The following is a 15,100-nucleotide window of genomic DNA, read 5'->3' on the forward strand; positions in this document are numbered from 1 at the left end:
AATCTGCCGGCCAGCGGCCGGCACTACCCCGGCTGTTCGGCCGCGTGCGAAGCTTCACCGATGCTGACCCTGCAACGCGGCAACCACCACGGACTGCTCATCGCCCCGCGCTGGCCCTCTACCCGCATCCAACTGGAAGAAGAGGTACTGCAACGCCTGCTCGACGCGCAGGCAATGCTGCCTGTGGGGCTGCGGCTACTGCTCACCCGTGGCTTCGAACCCAGCCACAGCCGTCTCGGTGGCTTCCGCCGCCTGGTGCGTCGGCTCGGCATCACCCTCTTCCGTGCCTGTTATCCGCAGCGCCGGGATGAAGTCGACGCCATCTTCGGCGCCAACGGCCACGACATCGATGGCCGTCATGTCGATGTCTCACTGGTACTGCACGGCGAGCGGCTGCGGCTGCTGCCCCTGGGCGTGTTCACCCCGCCGCGCTGGCAGCACCGCCGCGTCGCCCGGTATGCCGAGCCAGTCGCACGAGCGAAGCGCAGCCTGCAGCACTGCGGATTCGTGCTGCATCACAATCCCACCGAAGCCCTGCAGATCCACTGCGATTATCGTCCCCGCTGACGCCGCGGTGGCTCATGCGGACTGCGCTCGCACCAAAGATGCAAATGATTCTCTTTTGCTGTAAGGTGCAGCCGCTGCCCTTGCCGCCGCGGGCTGTTCCCTTTCCCAGTTGTCGCCCGCCCCGTGTCCACGCCTGTCGAACCGACGGATGTCGCGCAGCTGTGCGCGGCCCATTACCGGCCGCTGCACGCCCATGTCCGCCGCAAACTCCCGCAACGCAGCGACGCCGATGACGTCGTCCAGGAAACCTGGCTGCGTGTCGTCAAGGTCGCCGCCAGTGGCCTGCTGAGCAATGGCCGCGCGTACCTGTACCGTGTTGCCCACAACCTGATTGCCGACCATTACCGGCAACGCCAGCGCCGTCGCGAAGAAGCGCTGGATGACACGCAGTTGCATGCCATCGCCGATCCTGCGCCGCTGCCCGAGCAGCGACTGCTCGACGCCGAACAGCTGCGCCACCTCGACGCGATCATCGCCGCGCTGCCACCGCGCTCGCGCCAGGTGTTCCTGCTGGCGCGGGTTGAACAGTTGGCGCTGGCCGAGATCGGGCGCCAGCTCGGCATCAGCCGGCAGACCGCGCACAGCCATCTGCTGCGCGCACTGGTCGCCCTGCAGCAGGTGCCCGGCGCATGAGCCTGGACGCGATCGCGCGCGAAGCTGCACGCTGGTGGCTGGACGGGCACGACGGTGGCCGCGACGAGAACGCGTTCGAGCAGTGGTACCAGGCCGACCCTCGCCATGCTGCGCAGTACCAGCATCTGCAACACCTGTGGCAGGCCGGTGCGACGCTGCCCAGCCTGCAGCGGCAACAGCAGCGCAGGCAACGCCGTCGCCTGCGCGAAGCTGGCATTGCGGTTCTGTTGCTGTGCGCGCTGGGTCTCTACAGCCGCCATGTGTCGCCGCCTGTAGCGCAGGTCCTGCGAACGGCCGCTGGCGAGATCCGCGAGGAGACCCTTCGGGATGGCTCGCATGTCCTGCTGTCACCCGGCAGCGAAGTGAAGGTGCGCATCGATGGGCAGCGCCGCCAGCTCCAGCTGCAGCGCGGCCAGGCCTGGTTCCAGGTCGCCGCCGATGCCGACCGGCCCTTCCAGGTGCATACCCCACAGGGCACCGTCACTGCACTGGGGACCGCATTCGATCTTGCCGTGCAGGGCAACAGCAGCGTGGTCACCGTTACCGAGCATCGCGTGCGCGTGGACAGCGGCAACGTCAGCATGCTGGCTGACCACGGCGAACAGCTGCGCTTCGATGGGCAGGCAACAGCCCATGCAACAACGACCGCCCCCGGAGCATTGGCCTGGCGCGAGCGGCGCCTGCATTGGGTCTCGGCCCCACTGGCCGACGTCACGCAGGGCCTGGACCGCTGGCATGGCGGGCACACGTGGGTCGTCGGCGAGCAGCTGCGCCAGCAGCCGGTCACCCTGCTTGGCAGTGCCGACGGTGCGGCCGGCAACCGCGACCAGTTGGCCACTCAGTTGCAGGTGCGCGTGCTGCGCCTCGGCGCGGGCATACAGGTGTGGCTGCCGCCACGCAGGGAACAGCGTGATGGACCCTGACATCCGGCCTGCGGCTGCGTCTACCCAGGATGACGACGCTCTGCGTCAGCCCCTGGAGCCCCCGATGCTGTGCCCCCGCCCCCTTGTCCTCGCCCTGTCGCTGGCCTGTACCAGTGCCCTTCCGCTGCTACCCGGCAGTGCCCACGCACAGACCGCCACCCGTACCTACAATCTGCCCGCACAACCGCTGGCGGCCGCGCTGGACGCCTACAGCCGGCTGACCGGCGTCGATCTGGTGATCGGCGCAGCGCTGCCCGCGGGCCATTCGGCGCCTGCGCTGCGCGGTGACTTCGACGATGCGCAGGCCCTGTCGCGCCTGTTGGCAGGCAGCGGCCTGCGCCCGCGCTTCGTCGATGCGCGTCGTGCCGCCCTGGAGCCGGCGCCGGCTGAACGCGCCGATGGCAGCCGTCGCACTGGCCCGCTGCGGGTGCAGGGTACTACCGCACACGGTCAGGCACCGGGTGCCGGCGCCAGTCAATATGTACCGGCCACCCGCGATGGCTTTGCGCCCCCGGTGGGCAGCGAGCGCGTGGCGATGGCCGAACGCCAGGAAGGCAACAGCCTGCTGCGCTCGATGCCCGGCACCCACAGCTTCCATTCGCGCAGCCAGCCGGGCCTGCAGGTCAACATCCGCGGCATGACCGGTGCCGGCCGGGTCAACACCATGATCGACGGTGTCACCCAGACCTTCCGCAACAATGCCGGGCACGGCTCGGGCGGCCCGTTCGCCTATGTCGATCCCTTCCTGCTGGCCGGTGTGGACGTGCAGCGCGGTGCGGTCGCCGGTGGTGATGGCGCCGGCACGCTGGCCGGCAGTGCCAACTTCCGCACGCTGGACATCGACGATCTGCTCGGCGAGGGGCGCGACTGGGGCCTGCGTGCGGGCTACCGCCACGGCAACAACGGCTACGGCAGTGGCCGTACCTTCGCCGGTGCCTGGCGCCACAGCGAAGAGGGTGGCGACCGCCAGTTCGGCCTGCTGGCCGCCGCCAGCAGCAGCCGCAGCAGCGAATACGCGACCGCACGCGGGCAGAAGAACAACGCCGACCCGGGCAGCCAGCAGCCCAGCAGCTGGCTGTTGAAGGCGCGCCTGCAGCCCAGCGACCAGCATCGGCTGGACCTGAGCCACATGCGTTACGAAAACGACTTCTACCACAACTATCCGTGGCAGATTTCCGCGCGCAACCAGCGCGCCAGTTACCACTACACACCCTATTCGCCGTGGATCGACCTGCGTGCGACCTTCGCCAGCAACAAGACCCGGCTGTTCTACCCGCCGGTGGAGGACTCCAGCTACATCGGCCGCCGCACCCACAGCAGCCTTAGCAGCTGGACCGTGGACAACACCAGCCGCTTCGACATCGGTGCACTGCAGGCGCGCTGGAACACCGGCATCAAGCACCAATCGGACATCTATGTGGCCGATACGCCCATCCTGCGCGGTGCCAACCCGCAGGGTCGCAGCCAGCTGGACAGTGTGTTCAGCACGCTGGAGCTGCAGTACGACATCTATGCCCTGACCGCAGGACTGCGCCAGGACCGCTTCGGCATCCGTGGTCACATCCCGGTGTGCTCGGATGTGCCCGGCCAGTGCGCGGAGATCAATGGCGGCGACATCGACGTGCGTCGCACAGAGCGCGCACTCAGCCCGAGCCTGGCGGTTTCACTGCAGGCCACCGACTGGCTGCAGCTGTTCGCCGAGGTCTCGCGCACGTCGCGGCCGCCGCGCGTGCAGGAAATGTTCTTCGAGAAGATCCCGCTGGAGGACGCCAGCGTCGCCGACGGCATCGGCGCCAATCCGTTCCTGCGCCGCGAGCGCTCGCGCAACCTGCAGTTCGGCGCCAACCTCAGCACCGACTCGCTGCTGGTCGACGGTGACCTGGCACAACTGCGGGTCACCCGCTTCGACAACCGCATCCGCGACTACATCAAGCCGCAGTACCTGCTGATCGTGCATCCGCCGGAAGTGGAACCGTTCGTGGTGCCGATCGACAGCGATCCGCAGCTCAATGCCTGGACCGATGTGCTGGACGCCGACGACTTCAGCGCCACCACGCGCTGGATGAACCACCCCGGCGTGGTGCGCATGCGCGGCATCGAACTGGAAGCCCATTACGCCAGCGAGCACTACCACGCCACGCTGAGCTGGACCCGCTCGCGCACCAGCGCGCCGGCCATCGAGTTCGTCAACCTGGAAGACATCACCGCCCTGCCCGACCGCTACTGGACGCTGGACGTGGGCGGCCGCTGGTGGCAGCAGCGCGTGCAGGCCGGCCTGCGCGCCGAGTACTCCGGTCCGACCGAGGAAGGCTACGACTTCTTCCAGACCCGCAAGACCGGCGGCACCGGCGTGCTGCTGGACTTCTACGCCAGCTTCAAGCCGCAGGCCAACACCACGCTGTGGCTGAACATCGAAAACCTGCAGAACAAGGCCTATGACAACAATGCCTCGATCGACAGCATCTTCAGTCCGATCCTGGACCGCGGCAACGGCCGTGGCCGCACCGTCTCGATGGGCGTCAATGTGGCGTTCTAGCCGCCACTGGCTGCCGCTGTGCCTGCTCGCGCTCGCGTCGATGGCCAGCGCGCAGCCGATGCCCGGCAAGGTGCTGGACCTCGCCAGCGGCCAGACCCTGGACGAAGCTGCGTTCGTGAAGCGCGCAGCGAACGCTCCGCGACTGCTGCTGGGCGAACGCCACGACCTGGCCGGTGACCACGCTGCCCAGCGCTGGCTGCTGCACGCGCTGCAGCAGCAGCGTCTACAAGGCGCGCTGGTGCTGGAGATGATTGCCAGCGAACGCCAGCCGCGCCTGCAGCGGGTGCAGCGCTGGCTGGCCAAGGGCAACCATGCCGACGGTGCACGCCTGCAGGAGCTGCTGGGCTGGGATACACGATGGCCGTGGACCGCCTACGGCGGGCTGGTGCAGGACGCCACCGCTGCCGGCATCCCCTTGTTCGGCGGCAATCTCGCGCGCGTCGAGGTCAACGCCCACCTGGCGTCCGCTGATGCAGTGCGGTTCCCGGTGCCCGCCGCCCGCCAACGCCTGTCGGATGTGGTTCTGGCCCAGCACGCAGACGCGGCACCGATGCTGGAAGGGATGCTGGCCGTGCAACAGGCCCGCGACACGCGCATGGCACAGGTGCTGACCGCAGCACCTGCACCCGCGCTGCTGGTAGCCGGTCGCTGGCATGTGCTGCGCGGCACCGGGGTGCCGGGCTACCTGCCACCGGATACGCCTGCGCTGGTGATCGCATTGGCCTCGCCGGGTGAAACCGTCGGTGCTGCTGATGCCGATCTGCTGTGGGTGCTGGACGATGAGTGAGCGCGGCCAACACTGGCAGGCGATCGTGATCACCGTCGTCCTGCACCTGCTGCCCCTGCTGCTGTTGGTGCACTGGGTTGCAATGCCGCCGATGCTGCCACCGCCGGAGCAGGACATGCGCATCAGCCTGCGCCTGCTGGCACCGGCCACGCCGCCACAGCCCGTAGAGGAGCGCCAGGCCGATACCCCCAGCCAGGCGCAGCAGGCGCGTGCATCGCAACCGACAAAGTCGCCGCCACCACCGAAGCCCACCGCCGCGCGCGAGGGCGAGTTGGCCGCCAGCGAAACGGGCGGGACGGGTCGAAAGCCGCTGCCGGTCGCCCCGCCTGCGGCCGCGACCGATGCAAGTCCCGCACCGGCATCGATCACGGCCGCGCCGCCCGCTCCAGACGCGCCACCGGCGGACTTCCAGGCCGGCGCCGCCAGCGACCAGTGGGAAGCCCGCCTGATGGCGCGGCTGGAGCGTTACCGCTATTACCCTGCCGCCGCGCGCTCGCGCCGGCAGCAGGGCACTGCCTGGGTCAGGGCCAGCATCGACCGCGAAGGTCGCCTGCTGGCGCTGCGGCTGGAGCAGTCCAGTGGCCAGCCGATGCTCGATGACGCTGCGCTGCAGACCTTCCGTCGCGCGCAGCCGCTGCCGCCCATTCCCGATGAACTGAAGGCACCGCAGGAACTGGTGGTGCCGGTGGAGTACTACCTGCGCTAGGCGGCGTAGGCCTCCGCCTCGATCTCGAACAGCATGCCGTCCAACGCCAGTCGCGGCACCGGGATCAGCGTGCAGGTGGGCGCCGCGCGGTTCGGCCAGCGCCGTCGCACCTGGTGGGCAATGATGCCCAGCCGGTCCTCATCGTGGCCGACCACCAGGATGCGCAGCCGCGCCACATCGGCCAGACTTGCCTGCGCCGATCGCAGCGCGGTCTGCAGGTTGTCCAGCGCCTGCCCGACCTGTTCTTCGAAGCTGGGCGAGAGGCGGCCCTGGGCATCCTCGCCGCCCTGCCCTGCGACATGGATCACCCGTGCCGGCAGGCGCACCACCGCCACGTGTGAGTAGCCGTTGGCCGAAGGATCGTAGAGGCCCGGTGGATTGAACAGTTCCAGCAGGCCATGGCTGAGGTCCGGTGTGGTCAGCAGGTTCATGCCGCGCGCCTCGTGGGGGATGCCGGCAGTCTGTGACCTCAACTCCGGTTGAGGTCAAATGGGTCCTGTGCAACAGAGTAGTCCGCCATGCGCAACGATCGCGCGTTCCCGTGGACTCGAGCCTGCTCGACTTCCACCGACCAGAAGCAGTCGAGCAAGCTCGACTCTACAGAAGCGTGGTCACGTCCACGCTGGGTCTGCGGTGAAATCAATGGTCAACCAGAACGTGCTGCCCCGCGCATCCAGCCGCACCGCAATCTCGTCACGCATCGCATCGACCTCGCCCACTGAACCCAGCGGCGTGGCCGGGTCGGCCAGCACGTGGATCTCGATGAAGCGCATCCGCCCCATCTTCGCCACATGGCTGGTGAAACCGGCATAGCCACGCTCGGCGACGAACGCCTGCATCACCCGCTGCACGCGCCGGTCCAGATCATCCGGTGCCACCTGCAGCACTTCGCGCATGGCCTTCCAGGCACTCCGCGCCGGCACCGGCAACACCGCCAGGCTGATCAACGCCAGCACGATCGAATCCAGGTACGGCACCCAGTGGTGCCACTCACCACCGTGCAGGACCAGCGCCAACACGAAGGCCAGCACCACCGCCAGGCTCATCAACCCACCCAGCAGCCAGCCCCGTACATCCAGCCACAACAGCGCGGAGCGCAGATGCCGCGCCCGCTGCGCGACGAACGCCGCCATCGCCAGGTTGCTGGCACTCAGCAATGCCGCCCACCACAGCGCGGGCCCGAACTTCACTTCGTGCCCGCCCGTGGTCAAACCGATCACGGCGTTGGCCAGCGCGTACACGCAGGCCAGCGACAGGATCACCCCGCCCAGCGCCTCGACCATCGGCTCCAGATGCCAGTAGCCGTACTGGAAGCGCGGGCTCTGCTCCCGCGCCACCAGCCGCAGCACCGACAACGACACCAGGGTCAGGGCGACATCGACCAGGCTGTACACGCCGTCGAACAGGATGGCCTGCGATCCCACCAGCAGGCCACCGATGAAGCCGACCGCGCTCACCGCCAGGGTGACCCCGATCGAGAACTTCAGGATGCGTTGCTCGCGCGCGGTATCCATCGTTCGCCGAACGGCCGACCGTTGCCGGTCAGGCCTTCAGCACCTCCACCTTGTACGAAACCGCATCACCCTCCTGCTCGATGATGAGCCCGTGCACGTCCGACTCGAAGCCCGGGAAACGCGCATTCTGCTCGCGGGCGATGCGCAGCGACTGGATGATCGGCTCGTCGCTGTCACCGAAACGCTCACCCGGCATGATGGTCGGGATGCCCGGCGGGTACGGCACCAGCATGGTCGCCGCAATGCGGCCACTGATCTGCTCGATGTCGACCCGCTCGATCTCGCCCTTGACCAGGTGGTTGTAGGCATCGGCCGGGGTCATCACCGGCGTCGGCAGATCCACGTACATCTCGCGCATCACCTTGGCCACGGCGAATTCCTGGTTGAACGCATGCAGCGCGTCGCACAGGTCACGTAGGCCCCAGCCGGCGTAGGCATTCGGATAGTCGGCGACCAGCGTCGGCAGTGCCTGGCTCAGCGGCGCATTGCGATCGTAGAGCTCCTTGAACGCCATCAGCTCGGTGACCAGGGTGCTCCACTTGCCCTTGGTGATGCCCATCGAGAACAGGAACAGCACCGAGTACAGGTTGGTCTTCTCCACGGTGATGCCGCGGCCCCACAGGAACTTGCTCAGCACCGCCGCCGGGATGCCCAGCTTGCCCATGCTGCCGTCCATCGCCAGGCCCGGCGTCAGCAGGGTCACCTTGATCGGATCGATCAGCACATAGTCATCGACCAGGTTCTCGAAACCGTGCCAGTGCGCATCCGGCTGCAGGTACCACTCCTCGCGCTTGGCCACCAGCGGCGCCGGTGTATCGCCCTTGTCCAGGCTGCGCTCGACCTGGGTCGGCTGCCACACGCTGAACCACCAGTCGTCGCGACCGAGGTCGTCGCGCACGTGCAGCATCGCGCGGCGGAAGGCGATGGCCTCGTCGTGCATTTCCTGTACCAGCGAGCGGCCCGCGTCGCCTTCCATCATCTTCGAGGCCACGTCACAGGCCGCGATCACCCCGTAGTGCGGGCTGGTCGAGGTGTGCATCATGAACGACTCGTTGAAGCGCTCGGCATCCAGGTTGCGCTGCGCCGAGTTGCGCACGTGGATCATCGACGCCTGCGAGAACGCGGCCAGCAGCTTGTGGGTGGAATGCGTGGTGAAGATGATCGCATCCTGCTCGCGCGGCTTGCCCTTGGCCATGCCGTAGTGGTTCTCGTAGAACGGATGGAACGCAGCATAGGCGTACCACGCTTCGTCGAAATGCAGGAAGTCGACCGCGCTGCCGATCTCGTCGGCGATCTTCTCGGCGTTGTAGCACAGGCCGTCGTAGGTCGAGTTGGTGACCACCGCGATGCGCGGCTTGGAGCCGGCCTTGTAGGCCTGGCTGGCCAGCGGGTTGGCAGCGATGCGCTGCTGCAGCGACTCCGGCGTGAACTGGTCCAGGCTGATCGGGCCGATGATGCCGTGCGCGTTGCGGCTGGGTGTGAAGTACACCGGCACCGCACCGGTCATGATCAGCGCGTGCAGCAGCGACTTGTGGCAGTTGCGATCGACGAACACCACGTCACCGCGCGCCACCGTGCCATGCCAGACGATCTTGTTGGCGGTGGAGGTGCCATTGGTGACGAAGAAGGTATGGTCGGCACCGAAGTTGCGTGCGGCCTCGTTCTCGGCGTCCTTGATCGGGCCGGTGTGATCGAGCAGCGAACCCAGTTCCGGCACCGAGATCGACAGATCGCTGCGCAGGGTGTTCTCGCCGTAGAACTGATGGAATGCACGGCCGACCGGCGACTTGGTGAACGCCACGCCGCCGGCATGGCCCGGGGTGTGCCAGGAGTAGTTCGACTCGGCTGCATGGTGGATCAACGCCTTGAAGAACGGCGGCAGCAGGTTCTTCATGTAGTCTTCGGCCGCGCGCATCACCTGCCGCGAGATGAAGCTCTTGGTATCTTCGAACAGGAAGATGAAACCGTGGATGTACTTGAGCAGCTTGCTCGGCACCTTCTCGATGGTGCGGCGCTCGCCGTACAGGAACACCGGCAGGTTGGCGCGCCGCGCGCTCTGCTCGCGCAGGAAGGCAGTCAGGCGCTGGAACTCGCCATCCACCTCTTCGCTGCCGTCGATCGAGATCAGCACCGCCGAGGCCGCCACGTAGGTGCGGGCACCGGCACGGGCATCATCCAGGTTCAGGCCGCACAGCACGCGCTGGTCGTTGCTGCGCAGCTCTTCCACCAGGGCGCGGATCAGGATGCCGCCGATGCGCGGCGACTCGTAGTCGTTGTCGATGACAATGACCGGATAGTCCAGGGACTTGAAGTACACGTTGATTCTCCTTGTCGAACTCAGGAACGCTGGGCGCCGGCACTGATCGCCGATGCCTCGCGGGCGCGCTGCCGCTGCTGGCGGCGCTCCTCGCTGAAGAAGGGATAGAACACGGTGATGAACAGCACGAACAGGAAGGCGTACTGCACGATGGTTCCCGACGAGCCGTAGATCGCCCACAGGCAGTACACGACGGTCAGGCTGGTCAGGGTCCAGAACGCACCGGTGTGAACCAGGGTGTGCGAACGCTCGACCACGAAGTAGCAGGCCACGCACGAGTAGATGTAGGGCAGCAGGGTCAGCACCACCGCCGCCGACGTGATCACGTCGAACTGGGCCGACGCGGTTTCCGAGGTGGAGGTGACCAGCACCGCCAGGGTCATCAGCACCGCCACGATCAGCACGCCCTTGACCGGCACGTCGTCCTTGTTGGTCTTGCTGAAGATGCTCGGGAACAGGCCATCATCGGAGGCCGCCTTGGCACTCTGTGCGGTCAGCAGGATCCAGCCGCCCAGCGAACCGGCAGCGCCGATGAAGGCACACAGGCTCACCAGCGCGCCACCCCAGCCACCGACGGCCTTGGCGGCAGCCAGTGCAAACGGTGCATCAGAAGTCTGCAGCTCGCCATTGGGCACCATGCCCATGATCACCGACGAACTGGCGATGTAGGCGATGGCAGCCAGGAACACGCCCGCCAGGGTGGCGCGGGCCACGTTCTTTTCCGGATTCTCCACCACGCCGGCAGTCACCGAAGCGGATTCGACGCCGATGAAGGCCCACAGGGTCAGTGCCGCGGCACTGGAGATCGCGCCGAAGTTGGATTCACCGGACACGTTGTAGGCGCCCTTGAAGATGTCGGCATCGAAGAAGAACCAGCCGAAGATGGCGATACCCAGGATCGGCACCAGCGCGAAGCTGGTGGTGACCGTCTGCACGCGGCTGACGAAGGCCGGGCCGATCATGTTGGCGAAGCTCAGCGCCCACACCAGCACAAGCACCGCGATGCAGCGCACCAGCGGCTCGGACAGGATCGGGAAGAAGTAACTGAAGTAGCCCACCGCCGCGATAGGGATGGCGACGTTGCCGATCCAGTTGGCGAACCAGTAGATGGTATTGGTCTGGAAGCCCATGTAGGGCCCGAACCAGTCACGCGCATAGGCATAGGGACCGCCGGCCTTCGGTGCCAGCTTGCCCAGCTTGGCGAATACGAAGGCCAGCAGCAGCGCACCGGCGGTGGTGATCAGCCAGCCCCAGATCGAGGCGGTGCCGATCTTGGCCAGACTGGACGGCAACAGGAACACGCCTGAGCCCATCATGTTGCCGGCGACGAGGAAGGTGGCTCCGACCACCCCGATTTTCTTTGCTTCTGCCATGACAATCTCCTGTACTGGCATGAGCCCGGTACAACCGGGCGTGGGGACGGTTACGCTGGCGTACGACCGCTGGCGCTTATTTGATGAAGTTGTATTGCAGGCTGCCCTGCACCCGGACCGTGTCGCCGCGCGCGCCCCCTGCTGTTCCAGGCGGCCGTACAGCAGCTCCATGCCCATCGTCCACGACGGCGCCGGGCTCCAGATCAGGTTGAACACGCCGTAGCGGCTCTGACGGAATGCGTCGGCCGCCAGTGCGGCATTCCGCTCCAGGGTCAGCTGGCCGAAGATCAGGTTCGAACGCCACAGCTCGGACCAGTAGTGGGTGTAGCCAACGAACCCACCGTGCAGGTCCAGCGCATCAAGGCGGCCATCGGCACCGACCACCGCGTCCAGCCCGGAGCCGGTCAGGTCGGCGGTGTAACGGCTGAGGCCGCGCCCGCCGAGGGCACCGAACAGCAGCAGGTCGCGCTCGCCTACCGAGGCCGAACCGCTGAGTTGCAGGCCACCGGCCATACGCCGGTCGCGCTCGCCATCGCCGTCATAGGCCAGGCTGCGTGCCACCGCACCCAGCTGCAGGTGGCCCCAGTCGCGCTCCATGCGCGCGGTCACCGTCACGTCGGGCAGGCGGTTCACTGCGGCTCGCTCATCGCTGGCGCCGGCCAGTTCGGTCTTCGGATCTTCGGCGGCGACGGTCAGGGTGTTGCCCTTGCCCATCGCAAAGCTGTGGTGGATGCCTGCCACCAGCAGGTAGCCGGCACCGCCGGGACCTGCGAAGTCCAATGTATCGGGCAGGCTGTCCGGATCCATGAAGCTGGAGTAGCCGTAACCGGCATAGGTATTGCCGAGCTGGCCATAGGCATGGCGCAGCCGGAATTCGTAGCCGTCACTACTGCCGAAGAAGTCGTTCTCCAGGTAGAAGCGCAGGTTGCCGTGCGTGGTCGGACGTCGCGCCTCAAAACTGAAGCGGGTCTGCTTGGCATGGATGTTGAAGTTCGAGACATCACGATGACTGCCACCGACCGGCATCGACGAGGGAATGAACTGATCCTCATCCCCCGCTGCACGCGAATCGGCGATGGCATCCAGCTTGGCGTAGCCGCCGATACGGATCACCGTGTCAGTACCCGGAATGGCGAAGAAGCCCTTCAGATCCGGATCGGTCGGGCCGGCCGCACTGTCCGGTCGCGACGCGGCGGTGGACGGATCGGCCACCGATTCGCGCTGCGGCAGCACCGGCTGTGCCACGCCCGGTACCTGGGTGGGGTGCAGCAGGTTGGCAGTGCTGGCAGGCGCGACCACGGCGGCGGGTGCCTGTGCTGTAGCAGGCGCAACGGTTGCGTCGCGCTGCTCAAGGCGGTCCAAGCGCTGCTGCATGCCCTCCAGCGCCTGCCGCATGGCCGCAATCTCACGACGCAGCGCCTGCGCGTCCTCCTTGTCATCCACCTGTGCATACGCCGGCGTGATCGCCAGTGCTGTCACACAGGCCAGGCTCAGTACCGCCACGCGCATTGCATCCTCCCTGGACGACCCCTGTTCGCAGCACGCAGACGGGACGCACGCATGCGCCACTCCGGCCTCGTGCTGCCGTTGCTGGAAATGCGGATACTGCGTCGACGACACCGGCCAGCCTGCGCATGGCAGGCAACAGGACGATGACACTGCCCTGCCCGCACCGATGTCGACGCCATCAAGGCCGCGCTGCCAGAGAGGTGGCGACCGCAGCGGTCTGGGTAACAAGCACAGAGTGAGAGTGTCGTGAATGGCTGTGCCAGCCGACCCTGATCAGGGCGTGGCGAGCGCGGCATCCATCGCGCATTGACGCTGTATTCCATGCGTCACAGGCTAATCCGCCTGTCGTTTTTGGCCTTGATTGGAATCAAGGCGGGATGCTTGATGTCAGTCACGATTCAGACGTGACGATGAACCACTGTTGCGCGGGCCCGCAACCGCAATGCCCGCCATGGAATGCGACAGGCCCGCATGCTGCCATGCGGGCCTGCGCAATGTTTCATGGGGCTGGCGCCACTCAGCGCGGGCCAAGCACCGTCTGCAGATCGGCACCCTGCGGCAGACCCGCACGACGCTGCACCTGGCCCTGTGCGTCCTGGAACAGGATGCCCGGTGTGCCCTGGAAGCCCATCTCGATCATCAGCACCTGATTGGCGTCGAGCTTGCCAGCGATCTCGCGGCTGATGTTCGGCAGCGCCTTGATGCCACCGCGATCAAAATCGTGCTCGTTCTGCAGCAGCGCCGCACTCGGGTCACGCGCGGCAAGGATCGCCGCGGCCTTGGCCGGGCTGTCCTCGCGGATCACGCCGACCATGATGTGACGCAGCTGCACCTTGCCGGCATCGACCCACGGCCGTGCCGCGTCCCAGAACTTGTGGCAGTACGGGCAGTTGGCATCGCTGAAGGTGTAGACCACGCGCGGCGCATCGGCCTTGCCATCACGCACCCAGGCGCTGGCTTCCAGCTTGGTCCACATCTTGGCCGACATCGGCGAAGCCACCAGCTTTTCAACGGCCTCAGCGGCTACATCGTTGCCCTCCGCATCGAACAGGCTGCCGACCAGTACGTGCTTGCCGTCAGCAGTGACATAGGCCGCTGCCGGCTGCTGGCCGCCGACCACGCCGGCGAAGCCCCGCAGGCCACCGGGGGCATCGAATTCTGCGACGACCTCGAAACCATGCTTCTCGATGCCCTTCAGCACCGCAGGGCGATCGCCCTTGTTGGCCGTGGCTGTGGCGCTCGCTGCCGGTGCCGCGGCGGTCTTGCCCGGTGGCGTCTGTGCCTGGCTGCAGGCGGCCAATGCCAGCAGGACCGGCAGCAACAGCACCGCCGGGGCGGTGCGCAGGGAAGTCGACAACATGGGAACTCCGTAGTGAGATGCCCGCGCAGGCTACCGCAGCCGGCGCAGTTTGTGTTCAAGACCGGCTGCCGTCAGTTCGCCCAGGTGCAGTTCACGCAGGCGCCCTTCGGCATCGAAGAACAGGGTCGAGGGATAGGCCTGCACGCCCAGCACCGTGGATGCCGCAGCGTCATCATCGAGCAAAACGTTGTGCAGCAGGAGCCGTTCGCGCGCAACGAAACCCTGGACCTCCTCAAGGGTTTCACCCTGGTTGAGGAACACGAACTGCACATCCGCATGCGCCTGCTGCGCCGCAGCCAGGACCGGCATCTCGCGCCGGCAGGGCCCGCACCAGGTCGCCCAGAGATTCAGCACCAGCGGTTTTCCCCGGAACTGCTGCAGATCAACCCTGCCCCCCTGCAGATCAGCAACCTGCAGTACCGGCAAGGGCATCTGACGCTCCTGCCATGCGGACAGCAGCTGACTGCCGCCCGCCCATAGCAGCACACCCGCCAACGCCGCGCCCAGCACCGGGGCGCGCAACGCCCGCCATGGGCGCACCCGCCACAGCCCCCATGCCGACCCCGCAACCAGGACAACCACCAGGTGGTAGCCACCATCGGCAATCTGCAGAATGCTCCACGGCGCCTCGCGATACAGCGCGAAGTTCAAGGCCACGAAGCTGATGCGACCACACAGCAGGCCCACCAGCAGCATGTCCAGAACCATGCTGGGTGCAGAAGGCAGCGGCATGCCGTCCTTCCTGCGTGGCCACAGACGCGCCACGGCCATGGCAATCACTACGCACACGAGAATCAACACCACCGGCATCGGCACCGGCCCAACGCTCGACATCAGACCACCTGTTCAATCGTCCACTGACTGCATGGTCGAAG

Annotated in this window: 12 protein-coding genes and 1 pseudogene; 6 read left to right on the top strand and 7 right to left on the bottom strand. The window is 66.8% G+C overall.

Annotated elements, in window-relative coordinates; translation table 11 throughout:
* Nucleotides 1-60: 60 nt before the first annotated feature.
* The 6 genes from ACZLIB_RS14035 (at nucleotide 61) to ACZLIB_RS14060 (ending at nucleotide 6,152) form a co-directional block, all read left to right on the top strand.
* Nucleotides 61-567 carry a hypothetical protein gene (locus tag ACZLIB_RS14035; RefSeq protein WP_049398490.1) on the top strand — a complete coding sequence of 169 codons (507 nt, stop codon included), beginning with the start codon at nucleotides 61-63 and terminating at the stop codon, nucleotides 565-567.
* A 123-nt stretch (nucleotides 568-690) separates the two neighbouring features.
* Complete coding sequence (locus ACZLIB_RS14040; RefSeq protein WP_049398430.1) at nucleotides 691-1,200, top strand: RNA polymerase sigma factor; 510 nt, start codon at nucleotides 691-693, stop codon at nucleotides 1,198-1,200.
* A complete protein-coding gene (locus tag ACZLIB_RS14045; protein WP_032129372.1) occupies nucleotides 1,197-2,123 on the top strand; it encodes a FecR family protein in 927 nt (308 codons plus the stop codon). The genes ACZLIB_RS14040 and ACZLIB_RS14045 overlap by 4 nt, the downstream gene beginning before the upstream one ends.
* A gap of 64 nt (nucleotides 2,124-2,187) precedes the next feature.
* Nucleotides 2,188-4,659 carry a TonB-dependent receptor gene (locus tag ACZLIB_RS14050; RefSeq protein WP_253145304.1) on the top strand — a complete coding sequence of 824 codons (2,472 nt, stop codon included), beginning with the start codon at nucleotides 2,188-2,190 and terminating at the stop codon, nucleotides 4,657-4,659.
* A complete protein-coding gene (locus tag ACZLIB_RS14055; protein ID WP_478467945.1) occupies nucleotides 4,646-5,446 on the top strand; it encodes a ChaN family lipoprotein in 801 nt (266 codons plus the stop codon). The genes ACZLIB_RS14050 and ACZLIB_RS14055 overlap by 14 nt, the downstream gene beginning before the upstream one ends.
* A complete protein-coding gene (locus ACZLIB_RS14060; RefSeq protein WP_277778532.1) occupies nucleotides 5,439-6,152 on the top strand; it encodes an energy transducer TonB family protein in 714 nt (237 codons plus the stop codon). The genes ACZLIB_RS14055 and ACZLIB_RS14060 overlap by 8 nt, the downstream gene beginning before the upstream one ends.
* Here the strand turns inward: ACZLIB_RS14060 and ACZLIB_RS14065 are convergent.
* The 7 genes and pseudogenes from ACZLIB_RS14065 to ACZLIB_RS14095 form a co-directional block, all read right to left on the bottom strand.
* Complete coding sequence (locus tag ACZLIB_RS14065; protein ID WP_107432351.1) at nucleotides 6,149-6,583, bottom strand: RidA family protein; 435 nt, start codon at nucleotides 6,581-6,583, stop codon at nucleotides 6,149-6,151. The genes ACZLIB_RS14060 and ACZLIB_RS14065 overlap by 4 nt on opposite strands.
* Before the next feature lie 180 nt (nucleotides 6,584-6,763).
* Complete coding sequence (locus ACZLIB_RS14070) at nucleotides 6,764-7,666, bottom strand: cation diffusion facilitator family transporter (RefSeq protein ID WP_478467946.1); 903 nt, start codon at nucleotides 7,664-7,666, stop codon at nucleotides 6,764-6,766.
* A gap of 28 nt (nucleotides 7,667-7,694) precedes the next feature.
* Nucleotides 7,695-9,983 (bottom strand): Orn/Lys/Arg family decarboxylase, encoded by a 2,289-nt coding sequence (locus ACZLIB_RS14075; protein ID WP_049398423.1) that lies wholly within the window; start codon nucleotides 9,981-9,983, stop codon nucleotides 7,695-7,697.
* Nucleotides 9,984-10,003: 20 nt separating this feature from the next.
* Entirely contained in the window at nucleotides 10,004-11,356 is a 1,353-nt protein-coding gene (gene adiC, locus ACZLIB_RS14080; protein WP_006461445.1) for an arginine/agmatine antiporter, read from the bottom strand.
* A 76-nt stretch (nucleotides 11,357-11,432) separates the two neighbouring features.
* Nucleotides 11,433-12,865 (bottom strand): annotated as a pseudogene (locus ACZLIB_RS14085) (DcaP family trimeric outer membrane transporter).
* A 517-nt stretch (nucleotides 12,866-13,382) separates the two neighbouring features.
* Entirely contained in the window at nucleotides 13,383-14,225 is an 843-nt protein-coding gene (gene dsbG / locus ACZLIB_RS14090) for a thiol:disulfide interchange protein DsbG (RefSeq protein ID WP_478467948.1), read from the bottom strand.
* Between the two features lie 30 nt (nucleotides 14,226-14,255).
* The gene (locus ACZLIB_RS14095; protein WP_032129380.1) at nucleotides 14,256-15,059 is read right to left on the bottom strand and encodes a TlpA disulfide reductase family protein; all 804 of its coding nucleotides are present in this window, start codon (nucleotides 15,057-15,059) and stop codon (nucleotides 14,256-14,258) included.
* Nucleotides 15,060-15,100: the final 41 nt, after the last annotated feature.

It is taken from the genome of Stenotrophomonas sp. 220_Sma (genome assembly GCF_056487375.1).